The organism is Hymenobacter gelipurpurascens (assembly GCF_900187375.1).
GTDB lineage: Bacteria > Bacteroidota > Bacteroidia > Cytophagales > Hymenobacteraceae > Hymenobacter > Hymenobacter gelipurpurascens.
This window is the reverse complement of sequence record NZ_FYEW01000003.1, coordinates 178,376-197,658: the sequence shown is the minus strand read 5'-3', so window position 1 is coordinate 197,658 and position 19,283 is coordinate 178,376. Positions and strand designations below refer to the sequence as shown.

Below are 19,283 nucleotides of genomic sequence, written 5' to 3'. Positions count from 1 at the left end.
TATGCAGGCATACCAGGACGTAGCACCTCCAAAAAAGTCTGCCGCGTTAGTTAATCATATACTATACTGCATACTTCTATAGTTACTATCCCGAATCCATTTCTATTTATTCTAGTTTGCCTATGTGCACCTCCTATTTCAAGGTAATTCTGGCCTTAGTAGCCACCACTCCGATTATCGCGCGGGCCCAATCTCCTTCCCACCCTCCTACCGAGGCTATAGCTCCAGCAGCACCTGAGCCAGCTCCCACCAAAAACACGCTGTTTAAGCTGGGCACTGGCCTAACGCGCGGTGCCGGACTTGGATTTGGGGACTTCCGGGGGGTGAGTGTTCCCGTAGTGCTAGGCGTAGAGCACCACCTGAGTCCGGCAGTATCTATCTACGGAAACTTATCTACAGGCCTTCATCTCACGCGACGTCGCTACTACAGCTATAATGCTCCCTTACTAATAGACCCTGGCTCCGATGCCGGGGTGCGTTACTACTACAACCAGGAAAAGCGTAAATCGAAGGGTCGGGCTACTGGCCCCTTCGTGGGGAATTATTTAGCACTACATTCTTCCTCCGCCTTCTACACCTACCAACGACAGAGCTCTACTGAACGTCTCCACATCGGCTACGGCTATTCTTCGCTTAACCTGATTTGGGGTATGCAACGTCGGATTGGTCGCCACGGATTGTTTGATGGTTACGCAGGCGCTGGTGTTTCCAATCAGTACACTATGGGCCCTGGCAACTTCCCTGATTACAAGCGCCGGCCCAACCTGAACCTTGAGGGAGTTGTGAAAATCAGCCTCGTTCCTTAGAGCATTTAAAACTCAAGTAAACAAAGTGGCCTAGCAACTTCATAGTGAGGTGCTAGGCCACTTTCGGTTTAGAACAAGCTGCCCTGCACCGGTTGCGGAATCACGCGGGGCGGCTGTACGTGTAGGCCAGTTAGCTCGTGGAGGCGGCGCAGGAAGTGCTCGGCCCAGAGCGGGGAGTGCATGATGTCCTTCTGATGAATGAAGACATAGGCAGTATGTAGGCCACTCTCCAGCCAGCTCGCAATACGCGCGGCCCAATCATCGGCGCGGCGGAAGTCGGAGTCGATGAGGCCGTGGCCGTTGAGGCGCACGAAGGCCGTGGGCGTAGTCAGGCGCATGTGCAGCACATCGCGGCGGCCCGCCACATCACTCAGCACCAGCACTTTGCCCAGCGCCTCCAGCATGGCCGTCACGGAGGAGAGCAGCTCCCGGTCAGCATACCAGGCAGGGTGGCGCAGCTCTACGGCCAGCGGCACGTAGTCCGGAAAATCGAGCAGGTAGCGCTCTAGGCGGCGCAGGTGCTCGGGGCCAAACGTGGGCGGCAGCTGCAAGAACGCGTGGCCTAGCGTTTCGCCTAGCCCTTCAATGGCGCGGCAAAAGCTGCTCGTGAGGTCATCGGCGTTGTACAGGGCCCGGTCGTGGCTGATGATTTGTGGAATTTTGGGGCAAAACCGGAACGTGGCGGGCACCGCCTCGCGCCACTTGCGCACCGTAGTAGCATCCGGAATGCGGTAGTGCGTGGTATTCAGCTCGATGCTGTTGAACTGCCGGGCGTAGTGGTGCAGGTATTCGGTATCCTTAATACCGGCCGGAAAATAGTTGCCCAGCCAGGCCTTATTCGTCCAGATGGGGCAACCCACATACACCTGCGGCGGGGCGCCCTGGGTAGGCAGCGCCCGGGCCAGCACGGCGGCGGTTTCGGGGTGGTCGGCGGGGAGCCGGAAATCAACGTAGCGCAGGTCGGAAAGGCGGCCAAAATCCATGGCCAAAGATACGGCGAAACCGGCCGGCGTGGGTAGCGTCCATTTACCAGAATCTTGTCAATCCTGCAAGTGTCCTAGCCTATATCCCTTATAAAATTTCCGAGACTTTTGCAACCTACCTCCAGACATAGACGTAGCGCCGAAGCCAAAATTTTTTCAGCAGCGCATAGTCTTATTTTTCAGTTGCCCCGGAATAAGTCTAATTAGAATACAAAATCACTCTTAGGGAAACACAATCCACTATTTCTTATTCCTATACTTGATTATTTAAATGCAAATTTTCTTAGAAAAGGTAAATTAATAGGCTTTCTCTAGTCAAGTGAGAGTGGCAGGTATGGCAATGGTTTGGCGGACACTTATAGATTTGTCTTACTCACCAACCAAGAGAATAGATGAAGTTGACTCTACGACTGCATGTCTCGGGCTTGATGATGGCCATGCTCCTCGTGCTGCTGACGGCCTTCTCGGTCTCGGCCCGTACGCTGCGGGTAAGTGATGATGAAAAAGCCCCGGCCGCCTCGGCCAAAAAGTCCGCTGTGTTGCGCGGCCGTGCCTCCTGGTACGGAAAGGAACACCAAGGTCTCCGCACCAGCAGCGGCGAGCGGTTCGACCGCAACAAGTACACCTGCGCGCACAAAACCCTGCCCTTTGGCACTCGGTTGCGCGTAACCAACCCCGAAACCGGCAAAGCTGTAGTAGTACGCGTTTCTGACCGCGGCCCGTTCCGCCACCAGCGCATCCTCGATCTATCAGAAGTAGCGGCCCGCCCGCTCGGTATCGTGACGCACGGTGCCGTATCGGTAGTGGCCGAGGTAATGCCCCAAGACACTCCGCTGGGCCCCGTTGACGCTCCTGAGAATCTGGCGGCACTGCTTCAGGATGAAGCCGCCGTGGCAGAAGTCAGCGTCCTGACCGATATCCGGGCCGGCGAAACGGAAGCCGCCGATGTAGCGCTACGCCCCGAGCCTGTTGCCACGTATGTTATTCAGGCGGGCACCTTCGGCGAATTGCGCAACGCGCAGGCCGTGATGGAAAAAATTCAGGGCCTGGAGCCTAAGTTGCTTGTTACGTCGGTAGCCACCAGCACTGCATCGGGCAAAACGCTCAACCGTATTGTAGTAGGCCGCTTCGCCTCGCAAGCCGAGGCCGATGCAGTGCGCCTGCGCCTTCAGCGCATTGGCATTGCCGGGCTGGTTCGGCAGGGCGAGAACCTCTAGGCCACCTTCTAGCAACACAAAAGGCCGCTTCCCCAGAGGGAAAGCGGCCTTTTTGCTTTAATCAGCGCTTTTTTGATTAAATATAGAGAATTGGTATACTTAGGCTGGGTGCATCGGAGTTGATACAGCATTTTTGTATCACTCTAATTTTTATCACTTCGCTACATGCACAAACCCTTTTATCTCGTGGCACTTTTCGCAGCCACGCTATCCATCACTAAGGCCCAGGCTCAAACCACGAAAGGCACCCGCGTACTGGGCCTGAGCGCCGGAGATATCAGTTATCAGAAAACAGATTACTACAAGCGAATCAGTGCTACACTGGCTCCTTCAATAGGCACGTTTGTGGCAGATAATGTGGCTTTAGGGGTAAGCCTGCCCATTGGCTACTCGTTTGTAAAGTATCAGGATTCCTTCAGCAGCCGGACAAAACAACGAGGTCTGGCAATAGGACTTCTGCCTTGGCTACGGTATTATCTACCTTCCACTAGCCGGCACCGCTTTTTTGGGGAGCTTAGCGTAGGTGGCGTCCTGAACAGCAATCGTGTAAAACCAGTAGGCTTCGCTGCTATCAGCAGCAATAATGTGAACCTGCAAGCCAGCGCCGGACTTGGCTACACGTATTTCCTGGCGCCCAACGTAGGCCTAGAGACCCTACTGGCCTACAGCCATAACTCAGGCACCTCCGAAGGGTTCGGCCGGGGCTCTCTTGGCCTCAACCTGGGCTTCCGGATATATCTGCCTCAAGGCGGCGCTACTGCGGCCTCGACTGAGTAAAGCATAGCGGCCATACTGAACCGTAGAATACGAAGCATTTACTACCTTCCGGGCTCTGGCTTTCTGGTAGTCTATGCTTCGTATTCTGAAGGCCTTGCTGGCCGTTGTTATCACGCTCACCCTCACGTGGGTTCTGAACGCTAAACAGGGCGACGTGCCGCCCATGGGCAAGCTCTTGAGCCCCTACCGCGGCATCTGGCAGAACGGCGAAGATGCCCAAGCGTTGGAGGAGCCCCAAACCCTGCAGCTACCTGGCCTACGCCAGCCCGTCCGCGTCCGTTTCGACGACCGGCGCGTGCCCCACATTTTTGCCGAGAACGAGCACGACCTCTACTACGCCCAAGGCTACCTAACGGCCCACGACCGACTCTGGCAGATGGAGTTTATGACCCGCGTGGCGGCCGGCCGCATCTCGGAAGTGGTGGGCTCGAAGGCGCTGGAGTACGACCGGTTTCAGCGGCGCATGGGACTGGCCTACGGCGCCGAAAACTCCCTGCGCGAGATGCTGAAAGACCCTACCACGCGCGTGGTGCTGGAGTCGTACTCCGAGGGCGTGAATGCCTACATCAACACCCTTGCCCCCAAAGACTATCCGTTTGAATACAAGCTTCTGGACTATGCTCCCGAGCCCTGGCAGCCGCTGAAATGCGCGCTGCTACTTAAGCTCATGGCCTGGGACCTGAGCGGCCGCTCCGACGATCTGCGCCTGAGCAACATTCTGCGCAAATATGGCCCCAAAGTGGTGCAGGACCTGTTTCCCGACTACCCTAACCGCCAGGATGCTATTGTGCCCACCGGCTCGCCGCTGGCGTTTAAGCCCGTGCCGGTACCCGTGGCGCCGCCCTCCTTCGCGGCAGCTATTTCCGATAAAGTGCCGGCCCGGGAACCGGATGCGGAGCTGGGTTCCAACAACTTTGCGGTGGCGGGCAGCCGCTCGGCCTCGGGCCTACCCATTCTGGCCAACGACCCGCACCTGCAGCTCAACCTGCCCAGCATCTGGTACCAGGTACAGATGACCGCGCCTGGCCTGAACGTGTACGGCGTGACCATTCCGGGGGCGCCGGCCGTGATTATCGGCTTCAATGAGAATGTGGCCTGGGGCGTGACCAACGTGGGCGGCGACGTGCTCGACTGGTATCAGCTCAAGTTTAAGAACAAGGCCATGCGCGAGTACTGGCACGAGGGTCGCTGGAAACCGGTGCGCCGCGTGGTAGAGCGGGTGGTAGTGCGTGGCCAGCCCGACCTTCTCGATACGGTGCTCTACACCCACCACGGCCCCATCGTGTATGACCGGGAAGAAAAGGTGTTCAACAAGCAGACGCCCATCCGGCACGCCATGCGCTGGACCGCCCACGATGGCGCCAACGAGGTGCTGGCCTTCTACCGCCTCAACCGGGCCCGCTCCTACCAGGATTACTCGGCGGCGCTGAAAACGTACGGCTCACCGGCCCAGAACTTCATTTTTGCCAGCAACCAGAATGATATTGCCATCCGACCCAACGGCCGCTTCCCGCTGAAGTGGCAGGACCAGGGCAAATTTATCCTGGATGGCTCTGATGTGGCCTACGACTGGCACGGCTGGATTCCGATGGAGCAGAACCCGCACGTAGAAAACCCAGCGCGCGGCTTCGTATCCTCAGCCAACCAGCCCTCCGCTGGCCTCGACTACCCCTATTACCTGGGCTGGGACTATGCCCCTGCTGACCGCGCCCACCGCATTAATGAGCAGCTGGCCAAAATGCGGCGCGCCACTCCCGATAGTCTGCGCCAACTCCAGAACGACAACTTGGGTGTGAATGCCCGCCTGATGCTGCCAGCCATGCTGCGCGCGCTCAGCAAAGAAGCCCCATTGTCACCCAACTCTCCTGCTTACAGCGCGCAGGAGGCGCTACAACGCTGGGATTATCACTACAATGCCGATGCTGTAGGCGCTACCGTTTTTGAGTTGTGGTATAATAATCTGGTTGACCGCTTGTGGGAGGATGACTTTAGCTCGAAAGCCACTGGCCTAGAGATGCGCTACCCATCCCGCGACCGTACGAATAGGTTGCTGCTGGCAGAAACCGAAGCGCCCAAGCGCAGCACGACGTCTCCATGGATTGACGACCGGCGCACGGCTAAGCAGGAAAACGTGCACGATCTACTGCTAGCGTCGCTAAACTTCGCCGTCGATTCTCTGACGCGCAAATTTGGGCCGCTGGGACCGAAGTGGGCCTGGGCCAATCAGAAAAGCACCGACATCAACCACTTGGCCAACTTGCCCGGCTTCGGCCGCGCGGATATCGATTGCGCCGGCAGCCCCGGCAGCGTGAATGCTACCGGCCCGCGCAACGGCCCGTCGTGGCGCATGGTGGTAGCGCTGGGCCCGAAGGTGCAGGCCTACGGTATCTTCCCCGGCGGGCAAAGCGGCAACCCGGCCTCGGCGTATTATGATGATATGATTGAGCCCTGGCGCGTAGGCCACCTCGATGAGCTGGTGTTCCTGCGCGCCGCCGACGAAAACCACCCACGCCTCCAGTCCGCCTGGCGCTTGGAAGCCTCTCAGTAACCCCTAGGCCACTAGTTGCCGCTCGTTATTCTCTCCTTTGTTTCCTGATACATCCTCAATGACCTCTCCGGTTTCCTCTCAACCGAAGCCCCGATTTCTCTGGCTTCTGCTCCTGATACTGGTGTTTTGTGCTGTATTCCAGCTTTTTCTACCCTGGTGGAGCATCGTGCCGGTGTGTTTCCTGTTGGCGTTGTGGCGCGGCAGCCCTGGCGGGCAAGCGTTTCTGGCGGGCCTCTTGGGCGCGGGACTGAGCTGGTGGATTCCGGCCACCTGGCTGAACCTGCACGGAGTAGAGCGCCTGGCCCAGCGGCTGGCTACGCTACTTCCCCTCGGCGGCAGCTCCTGGGTACTTGTACTGGTGGCCGGGCTGCTGGCCGGGCTGGTAGGTGGCCTAGCGGCGCTTAGTGGTGCCTGGGTACGGCAGGCATTGGCTCCTAGGCCAGTTACATCAGCTTCGCAGCCAACCTAAAACATGTCATTCCGAGCGGAGGCGAGGAATCTGGAATGCTGGCCTAGCGCCTAACCAAGATTCCTCACCTCCGCTCGGAATGACCCGTTACTGGAACTTAGTACTGCGAGATGAACGCGTAGGCGGCCAGCGTATACGTAGCCACCGACGTGAAGTGGTTGCCGCCCTGGATGGGACGAAGCTGCACCTGCGTAGCGCCCCGGGCCCGCATGGCCGTGTAGGCATCCTGGGAGTTGAAGTAGGGCACGTAGTCATCGGCGGTGCCGTGAAAGAGCGCTAAGGGCGCCTTGGGCTTCCAGTCGAAGATATCATTATCTCGCAGGGCAGCGAGCAGCGCCGCATCGGCATCGGCCTGTACACGTTGGCGGAAAGCGCTGGTGAAGAGCTGGCTGGGCAGACTGGGCACCGAGCCAAACGGGTTGGCTTGCAGCTGGGTAGCGTAGGGCTCCTGATAGTAGGCCGTCGTCGGCTGGTTGAGCTTATACACGCGGTTGTAAGTATCCAGCACCCACACATAGGTACTCAGGAAGCTCAGCGGCTGGTCGGAGCCAATGATGTACTTAGCGAAGGCCGACTTGTGGTAGGCCCCCGCGCCGGGTGCGCTGGCCGCTACGGGCAGCTCCGTGGCATACTTTTCTTCCAGGAGCTTGTGCAGCGCCAGGGTAGCATAGCCCCCTTCAGAATACCCCAACAGGAAGTTTTTCTCGTTCAGCTTCACGTTCTGCTGCTTACAGAACTCGCGGGTGGCGCGCAGCATATCTGCCGAGGCGGAGGCCAGCGAGGCCGCGTGCTCGTAAGGGTGGGGCAAAGCCTTGGAGGCACCATACCCAATGTAGTCGGGGGCCGACACCACGTAGCCGGTGGAGGCCAGCACCGATACCGCCGACCACAACTCACTATTGGCGCTGTAGTAGGAAGGGGCACGGTCCTCGTCATCGGGCCGGATGGTGCCGTGCTGGTAACTGATTACAGGCAGCGCCTGCGTACTCACCGGAACCAGGACGGCCCCGGAGGCCGTGATGCGCTGCCCATCGGTGTTCTGAGTGGTGTAGGTGAGCTTATATACTTTGATGGGCAAGCGCGCCAATGCGCCTACCAGGGGCACATCCCCCACACGCCCCGCCAGGGTGGCCTGACTATACTCGCCAATTAACGTGCTATTAATAAGGGCAGTAGGAGCCGATGGCGTAGGCTCAGTTGTTACGTTGGGCTCGGGCGCGTCGCTCTTACAGCTTGGGCCAATCAGGAGAAAGGCGAAGAGCCAGGCCAGCGCCGTAGCAGGCAGCCGGGTACCCCGACGAGGAAAAATAGGATGCTTCACAGGAAAATTTTTCTGGCCTTATGATTCTAGGCTTTAGAACACGAAACCCGCCAAAAGATTCACCCAGAGTGGCCTAGGCCCAATTCATATCCAACACACAGCAGTTCAGCCAAAGGCAGTGCATTCTCTCCCAATAATTAACTATAAAATTAGTTGTACAACTTGAACACTAGTTCTATCTTCATCAGGCTCAACTTACCCTCCTATGTCACAAGCATTTCCCGAACTAACGCGCGCCGAAGAACAAGTGATGCAGGTGCTCTGGCGCCTTGGTCCTGCTTATGTAAAGGACGTGCTACCTGAGCTACCCGCGCCTACGCCGGCCTACAACACCGTGTCCACCATCATCCGGATTCTGGAGCAGAAGGGTTTTGTAGGTCATGAGGCGTTCGGGCGCACGCACCGCTACCATGCCCTGGTAGGCCAGGATGAGTATCGGCGGTTCTCGCTGCGCAAGCTGCTGGGCGGGTATTTCGGGGGCTCCTTCTCACGGCTGGTTTCCTTTTTCGCCAAGGAAGAAGACCTCGATGCCGCGCAGCTGGAAGAGCTGCTCCGCCACGCCCAACAAGATACTTCCTCTACCCCACCCACCGATGAGCCTCTCCCCCCTTCTTCCGAGCCCCACCGGCCTGCTTAGCTGGATGCTGCTGAGCACCGTGCTGCTGGGCGCCTGCTGGTTGTTCTATCGCGTGCTATTGCGCCAGGAGCGGTGTTTTCAGTTTAATAGCCGGTTTTTGCTCTACACGCCGTGGCTAGTACTGGCGCTGCCGCCGCTGCTAGGCCTAGCCGGCCCCTGGCTAGCGAGCTTGCTGCTTACCTGGCAGACGCTGGTGCCCGGCACCTCGGGGTTGCTTTCGGGTGGGGTGCTCCCGGCCGTTACCATCAGCGCCACCGGGGCACCCGGCCCTGCGAGCTTGGATATGCACTGGCTACTGCTGGTGTATGGCGCTGGCGTACTGGCCCTGATGAGCGGCAAAGCCTGGCAGTTGCTTCTGCTATGGCAAACGGCGCGCTCCTGGCCTACCGAAGCCCGCCAAGGGTATACCCTGGCCTACACCGGCGGCCAACGGCCCGTCAGCTCGTTTGGGCACCGCATTTTCTGGGATGAGACGCTAGGGCTTTCTGCCGACGAGGCCGCCCAGATACTGCGCCACGAAGAAGCCCACATAAAGCTAGGCCACTCCCGGGAGCGGTTGATGCTGGAGCTGGCGCGGACTCTGCTCTGGTTCAACCCTTTCGTGCATTTTTACCCCGCCGCTCTGGAGCTTACGCATGAGCTGCTGGCCGATGAGGCTGCGCTAGGCCACTCAGAAGGTACTGGCGCGGCCGAGTCTTACACCACGCTGCTAGCGCGGGTGGCGCTGCGCCAGCTGCATCTGGAACTACCACTTACCCATTCGTTTACGCAATCCTTCACCCTTACGCGTATCCGTATGCTTACCTCCCAGTCCCCCGTGCGCCGCTGGAAGCAGTGGCTGCTGTTGCCGCTGAGCACTGCGCTGGTGCTGCTGGTGGCCTGCGAAAAGGCTACTGACCCGGCCAGCGTCATCACCAAATCCGATGCTTCCCTCAGCGAGCCTCCACTCCCACCACCTCCGGCACAAGAAGCCGAAGACACCCCTCCGCCCCCACCACCACCGGTTTATTTTTTTGTTGAGCACATGCCCGAATATGTCGGAGGCCAGGAGAAGCTTCTTGCAGATATTGGTAAGCAGGTGAAATACCCGGCTAGTGCCTTAGCCGAGAAGCTGGAGGGCCGCGTGTTTATCAGGTTTATTGTAGCCGCTGATGGCAGCTTACAGGCCGCTCAACTGCAAAAAGGTATCGATTACGAGGTAAAATACCCTGGCGCCGATGGGCAGCAGCAGACCACCCGAATTACCACGCCAGCCGCGCAGGCTATGAACGAAGCCGCTCTCAACGCCGTGCGCAACCTGCCCGGCCAGTGGAAACCCGGCACACAGAATGGCCAGCCCGTGGCGGTTTTTTTCACGGTGCCCATTACGTTTTCGCTCAAATAGCTTCAGCGGCAGTTAGGGAGGCCCGATTTTATCCTCCACTCTAGTATCACTTATTGACCCCCAATGAAATTACTGATTTTTTCAGGCGCCCTCTGGAGCATAGGCATCCTCACTGCTGCCGCGCAAACCAAGCCCGTAGCCTATCCTAAGCTTAGCAAAACGCTCGACAGCCTGGCCTACGTGGACCAGTGGCCGATGCAGCAACTTTTTAAGCAGCTGCCCGACAGTGCCGGCCGAAACCTGGTGCAGGTAGAAACCGACAACTTTGCGCGCCACCAGCCTATCCTCGAAAAGATAGTGCGCCAAGTGGGGTACCCTGGCTTCCGGCAGGTAGGCGAAAAAAGCTCCAACAACTTCTGGCTTCTGGTGCAGCACGCCGATGCTTACCCAGCCTTTCAGCGCCAGATACTACAGCTGATGCTCCCCGAGGTGAAAAGGAAGAATGCCAGCCCCATCAACTACGCTTACCTCACCGACCGCGTGGCCATCAACTCCGGTCAACCAGAAGAATACGGCACTCAAGTAGTGTACGAGGGTCCTGGCATCGGTAAAGCAGTGCCTAAGTCGCTCCGCGACCCCAAGAGCGTGGATAAGCGCCGCGCCGCCATCGGAATGGAACCCCTCCAGAAATACCTCGACATGATGAGCAACATGCACAAGGAAATGAACACCCCAAAGCCGGCAGCGCTATAGCTCAAAAACTATCAGGAGTATCCTTAGGAAAAAAGACGTCATGCTGAGCACCGCGAACCGAATATTGGTGTAGCCAAGCATCTTCTAGGCCAGTCGGGCAGCTACTCTGGTTCTTCTGTTGCGGCTCCAACACCAATTTACGTCGGCACTTCACCAACACGGAGCAGCGAGGCTGTACTAGTGGCCTAGCGCATTAAAAACAGATTAAAACCATGTAATACCGGGGCGAGGCCGACCAGAGCATTCCGATTTTCCCCGGAAAACCGGCTACCTTAGAGGCACCATTCGTCTTTAATACGTTTCTTTTCAGTGTCTTATTCTCGGACCTTCACCCGCCTGACGGCCCCTGCTCTGGCCACGCTTGGCCTCGCATTTTCTCTAGTTACGCTTCCCGGCTGCGGCTCCCGTGCCGGCACCGAAGCCGAAACGCCTGCGGCCGTAGCCGACACCGCTAAGCCAGTAGTAGTAGACAGCGCCTCGCTGAAAATGGCCGCCATGCGCCGTGATTCGCTCAAGGCCGACTCTATCGTGAAGAAAAGCGGGCAGCTGCCCGGCGCTATTCTGCCCGGTCACCGCATTATTGCATTCTACGGCAACATCCGCTCGAAAGGCATGGGCATTTTGGGCCGCGAGCCTAAGGAGCAGATGTTCCGCAAGTTTGAGGGGGTACTGAAGGAGTGGCAGGCTGCCGACCCATCTATTCCGGTGCAGGCCGCGCTGCACAACGTAACCATCACGGCCCAGGGCACGCCCGGCAAGGATGGCAAGTGGCGCCTGATGAACTCCAAAGCTACCATTGAGGAAGTACTCAGCTGGGCCAAAGAGCACAACTGCCTGCTGTTTCTGGACGTGCAGCCGGGCCACAGCACCCTGGAGGCAGAGCTGCCCAAGCTGGAGCAATACCTGAAAGACCCTATCGTGCACCTCGGCATCGACCCCGAGTTCTCGCTGTCGACCATGCCCGGCGTGCGCCCCAATCAGAAAATCGGCACCCTGGATGCCAAGGACGTGAACTTCACGGTAAACTTCTTGGCTCGCATTGTGAGCGAAAACAAGCTTCCACCCAAGGTTCTGACGGTGCACCGCTTCACGCGGAAGATGATTACCAACTACAAAAACATCAAGCTTGACCCCCGCGTGCAGATTGTGATGCACATGGACGGCCACGGCGAGCCGACCCTGAAAAAGGACTCGTACCACGACTACATTCAGACCGAGCCCGTGCAGTACACTGGCTTCAAGCTGTTCTATGAGTACGACGCCCGTCCCAAGCCTCACCACATCATGACGGCCAAAGAAGTGCTGGCGGAGCTTACGCCCAAGCCGCTCTACATCCAGTATCAGTAGTCTGCTGCTCTGGCCGCTACTCCCAAAAAGCCTCGCCCAACCGGCGGGGCTTTTTGCTGCTTTCTTATTTCAATTTACAGGCCTAGACGATTGACAGGCCCATTGTTGAGCTTGCCGGGAAAGCAGATATAAGCAAGATCTGTCGCAAAAAAACTAAGACAGTGGAGCCCGCCTTTGGTTAGTACCTTTAAGAGATGGAAACCGGAGCACTTAGCCTCGGGATGCGCATTGCTCACTCCATTGTATGCTGCTGGTATGGCCCCAGGTATTTCCCCGTCCGATTATCTTACCCTGTTCCGGCACCTGCCGGGCAACTATCTGCTGCTGGCGCCCGATGCAGATTTCACCATTCTCGATAACTCCGATGGGCATGTAGCCGTGTCGTTGAAAAGCCGGGCTGATATAGTAGGGCGCCCGTTGTTTGAGGCCTTTCCGCCCTCCGACAAGCACAACTACCTGATTCTGCAGCACTCCCTGGCCTACGTGCGCCAGCATCAGCAAACCCACATTATGCCCCTCATTCGGTATGACTTGGAGCGGACCACGGAGCAGGGAGGTGGCCTACAGGAGCTATACTGGCAGGCCACGCACTATCCTATTCTGAACGAGCAGGGCGAGCTGCACTTTATCCTGCAGCAAACCGAAGATGTAACCAGCCAGCATCTGGCAGAGCAGCAGCGGCGGCAAACTGAGCACGAGCTGGCGGAGAGCCAGAACCAGGCGCGTTTCCTGCTGGAAGCCTTGCCCATCATGCTGTGGACCACCAACGCTGACGGTTCCGGGGACTACCAAAACCCGCGCTGGCTGGAGTTTACGGGCCGTCAACTGGAGGACATAGCCGGCCGAAGCTGGCTGGAAGACATGCACCCCGATGATCGGGTGCGCGCCCAGGAAGTCTGGGATAAAGCCCAGGCCAGTGGCAGCCTCTACGAGGTGGAGTACCAACTGCGCCGCCATGATGGGCAGTACCGCTGGATGCTGAGCCGAGGCATCCCCCGGCGCAATGAAACCGGCGAAATAGTGGCCTGGGTGGGCACCGGCACCGACATTCAGGAGCTGAAGCAGGTGCAGCAGCAGCTAGCCGCCAAGGACCGGCAGCTGCGCCAGATTCTGCAGCAGATTCCGGCGCATATTGCCACCCTCAGTGGCCCCGAGCACATCTATACCTTCATGAATGAGCGCAGCGAGCAGCTGTTTGGCGGCGCCGTAGAGCTAGGCGTGCCGGCAGCTGTTGCGCGGCCCGAGTTCGTCACGAATGGCTATCTGCACCTGATTGATGAAGTGTACCGAACCGCGAAGCCCTTCCTGCTCAGTGAGATGCCCATGGCCCAGCCGCCCGCGCCCAATGGCTCGGTGAGTACGCTGTACTTTGATGGCACCCTGCAGCCCCTCACCGATGAGCAGGGCCAGACCCAGGGCATTCTGGTGTTTGGCATTGATGTGACCGAGCGCGTGGTAGCGCGCCAGCGCACCGCTGAGCTGATGGAGGAGATACGCCAGCAGGATGCCCAATTCCGGACGCTGGTTGAGTCGTTGCCGCTGTTTATCTTCATCACCGACGCCGAGGGCAACGTGCTTTACTTTAACCCCCAGCGCCAGGCATATACGGGCCAACCCTCCTCTACCGATAACTGGGAGGACGCCATCCACCCCGATGATGTGCTGCGCATGCGGGAAATTTTTGCCGAGGGGCGCCGCACCACCTCGCCCTGGTCGGGCGAGTTTCGTTTGCGCCGCCACGATGGACAGTACCGCTGGCATCTGAAGCAAGCCGTGCCGCTGTTGCAGCCCGATGGCACGGTAGAGCGCTGGTACGGCTCTACCATTGATATCCACGACGCCAAACTATTTCAGCAGCAGTTGGAGGCGAAGGACCAGCAGCTGATGCTGATTCTGAGCCAGGTGCCCGCCTACATTGCTACCGTGGCCGGCCCGGAGCACCGGTTCACCTTCGCTACCCCCAACTACCAGGCGCTCATGAGTGGGCGGGTGCAGCTAGGCCAGCCCGCCGCCGATCTGCTGCCCGAAGTAGCCGCCCAGGGGTTTGTGGAGTTGCTCAATACCGTCTACCGCACTAAACAACCCTACCTCGGCCACGAAACTCCGCTTCAGGTTCTGGATGCCAGCACGGGCGGCCAGCGGAACTACTACCTGAACTTCGTGTACCAGCCCCTGTATGACACTGAAGGCCAGGCACAAGGCGTGCTGTGCTTTGGGGTAGATGTTACCGAGCAGGTACTGGGCCGGCAGCGGGCCGAAACCCTGACCGCAGAGGTACGCCGCAGCGACGAACGCCTCCGGCGCATGACGGAAGCGCTGCCCAACATGACCTTCATTAATGAAGCGGCGGGCGTAGGCCACTACGTGAGCCCGCAGTGGTACACCTATACTGGCCTAGCAGAAGGCTCCAGCATCGCCAACCATTGGCGCAGTGTGGTGCACCCCGAGGATATAGTACGGGTAGAAGCGGCGTATCAACGGGCGCGCCACAAAGCCTGCGGATGGAGCTTTGAGGTACGCTTCCGGCGCTACGATGGCTCCTACCGCTGGTTTCTGAATAAGGCGCAGCCGGAGCTGGATGCACAAGGTCAGTTGCTGCGCTGGTACGGCTCGAACACGGACATCCATGAACAAAAGGAGCTAACGGAGGCGTTGCGGCAGAGCGAAGAATACTTCCGCTTTCTCTCCGAAAGTGTGCCACAGATTATCTGGACGGCCGAGGCCGACGGGCAGGTCGACTACTTCAATGAGCGCTTATTTGAAGTAACTGGCCTACGCCCCGCCGACTGCCTGGGCCCCTCGGCCTGGGCCAACATTTTGCACCCCGATGACCAGCAGCGCAGCTTGGCTATCTGGCAGGCCGCTGCCAGTACGGGCAGCCAGTACGAGATTGAGTACCGGTTTGCGTCGCGCACGGGGGGCTACCGCTGGTTTCTGGGCCGAGCCGAGCCCTTGCGCAACGAAGAGGGCGAAGTGCTCCGCTGGTTTGGCTCCTGCACCGATATCGATGACGTGAAGCAGACCCAGCAGCTAATGCAGCAGCAGAATACCCAGCTCACCCAAATCAACCAGGCCCTCGACAACTTCGTGTACACCGCCTCCCACGACCTGAAGCAGCCCATTACGAACATGGCCGGCATCTTCGAGGAGCTGAAGCGCACCGCTACCTTCCACGATGAAGCCGCCACGGAGCTAGTGGGCATGTTTGAAGGAGCCCTGCAGCAGATCAATACCACCATCCGGGACCTTTCCGATGTGGTGCAAGTGCAGCGCCAGCAGGAACTGCTTCCGCTGGAGCAAATCCAGCTACTCCCGTTTACGCAGGAAATCGTCCATAGCCTGCAAGACCAGATGGAGGAGCTGCACGCCCGCATAGAGCTGGATTTCGCGGCGTCTCCTACCCTGCTCTTCGTGCGGCCCAACCTGCAGAGCATTCTCTACAACCTGCTCAGCAATGCTCTGAAATACGCCGCGCCGGAGCGGGTGCCGGTTATTCGGGTAGCTACTGCATGGCCCGATGAGCAGACCCTGCTCCTGACGGTGCAGGACAACGGGCTGGGCATTGATCTGGAACGCCACGGCCCCCAGCTCTTTCAGCTGTTTCGGCGTTTCCATCACCATGTACCGGGCTCCGGCATGGGCCTATACCTCGTGAATCGGCTGGTGCAGCAGATGGGCGGCCGCCTCGAGCTGGAAAGTGAGGTCGATAAAGGCACACTGTTCCGCCTGTTTCTGCCGGTTTCCAAACCCTAAACCACAACGCCGCCGACCTTTTGGGCCGGCGGCGTTGTGCTATGCTACAAGAGCTACCTAGTATTAGTGGGCAGCGTTCAGGTCTACCTTCTCGCCCGGCTTGGGGCGCTGCACCAACAGAATCAGGGGCAGGCAAAGCAGGAAGAAGGTACCGATCATCAGGAACGTCTGGCCGTACGTAACGATGGAGGTCTGCTTCATGATCATGCCGCTGAGGGCGGCGTAGGCCTGTTTCTGGGCATCGAAGAAGCTGGCGCCTTTGCTCATGAAGCTGGCCGTGAGACCCTGCAGACGCTGCTGCGTTTCGGGGTCGTACAGAGATACGTTGGAGGCAATACCTACGCGGTTTTGCGCAATGGAACGCTCCAGGTACGTACCCACCAGCGCCACCCCGAAGGAGCCGCCCAACTGACGAATCATACCGGTGAGACCAGCAGCCTGGCCCGCATCCTTGCCACTTATGCCGGAGAGCGACATGGTGGTGATGGGCAGGAACAGCAGCGCCAGCCCGAAGCCCCGCAGAATGAGCGGCCAGAAGAAGTCGCTCTCGCCGGCCGTGGGCGAAATCTGGGTGCTCATCCAGTAAGAGAACACGAAGAAGGTAGCGAAGCCCACGGGCAGAATGTACTTCTGCGGCACCCCCCCCTGAATCATCTTACCGACTACCGGCATCATAAAGCCCGAAAGCAATGCCCCCGGCAGCAGCAGGTAGCCCGTTTGGGCCGCCGTGAAGCCGAGAATCCGCTGGCAGAAAATTGGGAATACGAACACCGAGGCAAACAGCCCGAAGCCCAGAATAAACGACAGGAACGCGCCAATAGCCAGGTTCCGGCTCTTGGTAAGTACCCGCAGATCCACAATCGGGTGCTTGGCCGTCAGCTCGCGCCAGATGAAGCCAACTACGCCGACCACGGCCATCAGGGTGAAGAAGTTGATGTAAAGGCTGTCGAACCAATCCTCGGTTTCGCCCTGCTCCAGCACTAGCTGTAACGAGCCCACACCCAGAATCAGCAGGAAAATACCCGTCCAATCAATCTCCCGGAGTGGCCTAGGAATGGCGTTCTTGATGCGCTCGGGGTCCCGGATGAACAGCACCGTGAAGATGGAGGCCAGAATGCCCACCGGTACGTTCACGTAGAAAATCCAGGGCCAGTCGTAGTTATCTACGATGTAGCCCCCAAGCGTAGGGCCGATGGTAGGCCCGATAATTACGCCCATCCCGAACAGTGCCTGGCCTAGCGGCAGTTGCTTGGGCGGGAAGGTGTCAATGAGGATAGCCTGCGAGGTAGCCATGAGGGCACCGCCGCCTACACCCTGAATAAAGCGGAAGGCTACCAGCTCCCAGATGTTGGTGCTCTGCCCGCACAGCATGGAGGCAATGGTGAACAGCACCACCGAGAACAGGTAGTAGTTTTTGCGGCCGAACTGCTCGGCCAGGAAGCCCGTCATCGGAATCACGATAACGTTGGCAATGCCGTAGGAGGCCACTACCCAGCTTACTTCCTGCTGCGTGGCCGAGAGGTTACCCATCATCTGGGTGAGGGCCACGTTTACTATACTGGTATCAATGAGCTCCAGCAAGCAGCACATCACCACCGTAACGACGATGATCCACTTGGTAAATCCGGTTTCCATGAGGTGAAATTGTGAAGTTGTGAAGTTGTGAAATGACCAGCTTTCGTAGCTTGACAGTCTATTTCTTCCTTACACTATATTATGGATAACGAGCCGCTACAATCCTCTAACTATCTATCTTTTAATGAAGATATTCGACTGCGAACGAAGCAGGCTTCGCTACGTATTATTCGGCTATTTCAGCAATTGACTCGCACAGGTGAGGCTAGTGTCCTTGGTAAGCAGCTCTTGCGCTCGGCTACTTCCGTAGCTGCTAATTTTCGGGCAGCTTGCAGAGGCCGCTCACCAGCCGAGTGGTACGCTAAACTCTGCATCTGCGTGGAGGAAGCTGATGAAACTCTATTTTGGCTTGAGCTCCTTGGCGATGCAGATATTATAGCAAAACCCCGTTTATCTGACTTAGAAAAAGAATACAAAGAGATCGTATCAATTCTCGCTTCTATCCGCAAAAAGGCAAAGTCTAAATTGTGAAAAGTGAAGCTGCTTTGTTTCACAACTTCACCTTTCACAATTTCACTACTTGGTTTTCACCGTGGCGGTTACACTCATGCCGGCGCGGAGCGGATGCTCGGGGTCTACTTTATCGAGTACAATTTTCACGGGCACGCGCTGGGTTACTTTCACAAAGTTACCGCTGGCGTTATCGGGGGGCAGCAGGGCGAAACGAGCACCAGTAGCCGCCGAGAGCGATTCAATTTTGCCCGTGAATTCCTCGTTCGGGTAAGCGTCTACCTCAATGGTCACGGGCTGGCCTACACGCATGTTTTCCAGTTGGGTTTCCTTGAAGTTGGCTACCACCCAGGTGCGGTCAGAGGCCACAATACCCATCAGCTGCTGGTTGGGGCTTACTACCTGGCCAGGCTGCACGCCCTTCTTGCTAATGATGCCGTTGCCGGGCGCCGTGATGGTGGCGTAGCTGAGTTGCAGCTTGGCATTGTCGAGGTCGGCCTGGCGCTGTTTTACTACGGCTTCAGCTACTGCAATTTGCTGACGGGCAGCAGTTACCTGCTGCTGAGCCACGCGCACTTGCTGTTGGGCCGTAGCCCGTTGGGCCGAAGTAGACTTCAGGTTAGCCTGCACCGCATCGTACTCGCTCTGCGGAATGATATCCTCTTTACGCAGAAACTCGCTGCGCTTCAGGTCTTTCTGCAGACGGGCACGGTTTGCATCACTAACACCAATGGCCGATTGGGCACTGCTCACGTTAGCCGAAGCCGTACCGACGCCGGCACGAGCGGCTACTACGTTTGCCTGGGCGGCCGCCAATGCTGCTTCAGCGGCGTTTACGCGCTGCTGATAATCGGCGGGGTCTACGGTTACCAGTACGTCGCCTTTTTTAACGGGCTGGTTGTCTTCTACTTTCACTTCCAGCACTGGGCCAGATACGCGCGGTAGAATAGGATATACGTCGCCTTCTACCTGCGCATCGTCGGTTTCCTCGTGGGCTTGGCCGAACTGGTAGCGCTGCCAGCCGAAGTAGCCGCCAACCAGCAGCACCAGGGCCAGGATAATCAGGATAATCGGACGCTTGGAACGACCTTCAGCTTGTTCTTCGACTTCCGGCGTGTAGGCGGGCGCCGTAGAATGATGAGGTGCTACGGCCGGATCTTGTTGAACGGGGGTTGCCATGTACGGTATGAAATTATGCGTGTTTCGATGGTTGAAGAGAGCCTGCCACTTGTACGGAAGCACAGATTAACAGGAGGTTAGCCG

The 19,283-nt window shown here is 58.1% G+C and carries 15 protein-coding genes; 11 read left to right on the top strand and 4 right to left on the bottom strand.

The features are described from left to right. Window positions 1–122 precede the first annotated feature (122 nt). Window positions 123–806 (top strand): hypothetical protein, encoded by a 684-nt coding sequence (locus CFT68_RS19120; RefSeq protein WP_088845285.1) that lies wholly within the window; start codon window positions 123–125, stop codon window positions 804–806. Window positions 807–874: 68 nt separating this feature from the next. Here the strand turns inward: CFT68_RS19120 and CFT68_RS19115 are convergent, their stop codons facing one another. After that, window positions 875–1,789, bottom strand: coding sequence for a DUF72 domain-containing protein (locus CFT68_RS19115; RefSeq protein WP_088845284.1), 915 nt, complete (start codon window positions 1,787–1,789; stop codon window positions 875–877). 392 nt (window positions 1,790–2,181) lie between these two features. Here CFT68_RS19115 and CFT68_RS19110 point away from each other — a divergent pair, with 392 nt between their 5' ends. From CFT68_RS19110 to CFT68_RS19095, 4 genes are all read left to right on the top strand, one after another. After that, window positions 2,182–3,006 (top strand): septal ring lytic transglycosylase RlpA family protein, encoded by an 825-nt coding sequence (locus CFT68_RS19110; RefSeq protein WP_141106629.1) that lies wholly within the window; start codon window positions 2,182–2,184, stop codon window positions 3,004–3,006. A gap of 165 nt (window positions 3,007–3,171) precedes the next feature. Further along, a complete protein-coding gene (locus CFT68_RS19105; RefSeq protein ID WP_088845282.1) occupies window positions 3,172–3,783 on the top strand; it encodes a hypothetical protein in 612 nt (203 codons plus the stop codon). A gap of 73 nt (window positions 3,784–3,856) precedes the next feature. Next, the gene (locus CFT68_RS19100) at window positions 3,857–6,331 is read left to right on the top strand and encodes a penicillin acylase family protein (RefSeq protein ID WP_088845281.1); all 2,475 of its coding nucleotides are present in this window, start codon (window positions 3,857–3,859) and stop codon (window positions 6,329–6,331) included. 58 nt (window positions 6,332–6,389) lie between these two features. Further along, window positions 6,390–6,800 (top strand): hypothetical protein, encoded by a 411-nt coding sequence (locus CFT68_RS19095; protein WP_141106628.1) that lies wholly within the window; start codon window positions 6,390–6,392, stop codon window positions 6,798–6,800. Between the two features lie 97 nt (window positions 6,801–6,897). Here the strand turns inward: CFT68_RS19095 and CFT68_RS19090 are convergent, their stop codons facing one another. Continuing rightward, a complete protein-coding gene (locus CFT68_RS19090) occupies window positions 6,898–8,121 on the bottom strand; it encodes an alpha/beta hydrolase family protein (RefSeq protein ID WP_245815452.1) in 1,224 nt (407 codons plus the stop codon). Window positions 8,122–8,326: 205 nt separating this feature from the next. Between CFT68_RS19090 and CFT68_RS19085 the strand changes: the two genes are divergently transcribed. The 5 genes from CFT68_RS19085 (at window position 8,327) to CFT68_RS19065 (ending at window position 15,935) form a co-directional block, all read left to right on the top strand. Further along, the gene (locus tag CFT68_RS19085; RefSeq protein WP_088845279.1) at window positions 8,327–8,758 is read left to right on the top strand and encodes a BlaI/MecI/CopY family transcriptional regulator; all 432 of its coding nucleotides are present in this window, start codon (window positions 8,327–8,329) and stop codon (window positions 8,756–8,758) included. Next, complete coding sequence (locus tag CFT68_RS19080) at window positions 8,715–10,142, top strand: energy transducer TonB (RefSeq protein ID WP_170934865.1); 1,428 nt, start codon at window positions 8,715–8,717, stop codon at window positions 10,140–10,142. The genes CFT68_RS19085 and CFT68_RS19080 overlap by 44 nt, the downstream gene beginning before the upstream one ends. Before the next feature lie 63 nt (window positions 10,143–10,205). Next, on the top strand, window positions 10,206–10,835 hold the full coding sequence (locus tag CFT68_RS19075) for a DUF6624 domain-containing protein (RefSeq protein ID WP_088845277.1): 630 nt from the start codon (window positions 10,206–10,208) through the stop codon (window positions 10,833–10,835). A gap of 309 nt (window positions 10,836–11,144) precedes the next feature. Next, window positions 11,145–12,182 (top strand): hypothetical protein, encoded by a 1,038-nt coding sequence (locus tag CFT68_RS19070; RefSeq protein ID WP_170934864.1) that lies wholly within the window; start codon window positions 11,145–11,147, stop codon window positions 12,180–12,182. Window positions 12,183–12,437: 255 nt separating this feature from the next. Then, window positions 12,438–15,935 (top strand): PAS domain S-box protein, encoded by a 3,498-nt coding sequence (locus CFT68_RS19065; RefSeq protein WP_088845276.1) that lies wholly within the window; start codon window positions 12,438–12,440, stop codon window positions 15,933–15,935. 63 nt (window positions 15,936–15,998) lie between these two features. Here CFT68_RS19065 and CFT68_RS19060 read toward each other — a convergent pair whose 3' ends face one another. Next, window positions 15,999–17,570, bottom strand: coding sequence for a DHA2 family efflux MFS transporter permease subunit (locus CFT68_RS19060; protein WP_088845275.1), 1,572 nt, complete (start codon window positions 17,568–17,570; stop codon window positions 15,999–16,001). Window positions 17,571–17,651: 81 nt separating this feature from the next. Between CFT68_RS19060 and CFT68_RS19055 the strand changes: the two genes are divergently transcribed. Further along, window positions 17,652–18,041 carry a four helix bundle protein gene (locus CFT68_RS19055; RefSeq protein ID WP_088845274.1) on the top strand — a complete coding sequence of 130 codons (390 nt, stop codon included), beginning with the start codon at window positions 17,652–17,654 and terminating at the stop codon, window positions 18,039–18,041. Between the two features lie 45 nt (window positions 18,042–18,086). Here CFT68_RS19055 and CFT68_RS19050 read toward each other — a convergent pair whose 3' ends face one another. Then, window positions 18,087–19,199 carry an HlyD family secretion protein gene (locus tag CFT68_RS19050; protein ID WP_088845273.1) on the bottom strand — a complete coding sequence of 371 codons (1,113 nt, stop codon included), beginning with the start codon at window positions 19,197–19,199 and terminating at the stop codon, window positions 18,087–18,089. Between the last annotated feature and the right edge of the window lie 84 nt (window positions 19,200–19,283).